General features: G+C 39.5%; 1 protein-coding gene and 1 pseudogene. One reads left to right on the top strand and one right to left on the bottom strand.

The genetic code is table 11. The features are described 5' to 3' along the window. A pseudogene (locus VXQ92_RS21210) lies at positions 1-418 on the top strand (ABC transporter substrate-binding protein); the annotation flags it as partial. 64 nt (positions 419-482) lie between these two features. Here VXQ92_RS21210 and VXQ92_RS21205 read toward each other — a convergent pair. Then, on the bottom strand, positions 483-1,029 hold a 547-nt coding region (locus tag VXQ92_RS21205), incomplete at its 5' end, for a helix-turn-helix domain-containing protein (RefSeq protein WP_416683093.1).

Here is a 1,029-nt window from a genome sequence, read left to right as displayed (position 1 = left end):
AGCATTGGCAGGCTCTAAAATTATCTATACCTATAAAGACCAGCCGGGTTTTATTTACGACACATTAACAGTCTACATGTGTGATTTTACCGCTCATCAAGAGGTTTGGAAATAAATCTTTCTAGTGTGGGATAAAACAGTTAAATATATTAATGACCCTGCAACTCATGCTGACGCAGTTAAAATTATGGCAAACCGTTCAGGGGTTGACCCAAAACAATATGAGTTGATGGTTAGCGGTACGCATCTATTAGATATCAATGCCAATAAAAAAGTATTTACTAAATCTCAAGGCTTTGACTCGATTTATGGCTCTAGCTATCACGTCAATAAATTTAACGTCGAAAACGGTATTTATAAAACTGAACAAAATGTAGATGGGCTGATTTATCCAACACTCATCGAACAACTCAAATAAGCTCCATAAAGCAAAAAGCCCAAGTTGAACTTGGGCTAAATGTGAAACTAAAGAGATTTAAGAATTAATGGTAACCATGGAGCTGGCGATATAGACCGGGAGTAACACCAGTCCACTTTTTAAATGCACGGTGGAATGTACTGGTTTCACTAAAACCAACTTGCTGAGCAACATCTTCAAGTGTTAACTCAGGATTGAGTAATAAGTGAATCGCAGCATCTCGGCGTAAAGCGTCTTTCACGCCCTGATAGCTTTTACCTTCGGCAGCTAGGCGGCGGCGTAAAGTTTGCGGAGATAAATACAACATTGATGCAACGTCATTGAGCGTTGGCATTTCTTCACCAATTTGGCTTTTGAGTACTTCACGAATACGTGAAGTCAACGAATTGGTGTTTTTGAATTTTACTAAAAGCTGAGCAGGGGCTGCTTTTAAGAATTCTTCTAATGTTTTTTCATCTTGGCGAATTGGTAAGTCAAGATAATCAGCCGCAAAGGTTATTTCGGTACGCGGTGCGTCAAATTGCATAACCGGCGCAAAGAATAAAGCGTCATATTCATCTGCATGTGCAGGACGTGGATAGCTAAAATGAACACGTTCTAATGGTAAGCGA

The organism is Acinetobacter sp. 228 (assembly GCF_048147885.1).
Note: the sequence above shows the minus strand (reverse complement) of the source record. Positions and strands in the feature narration are given on the sequence as shown.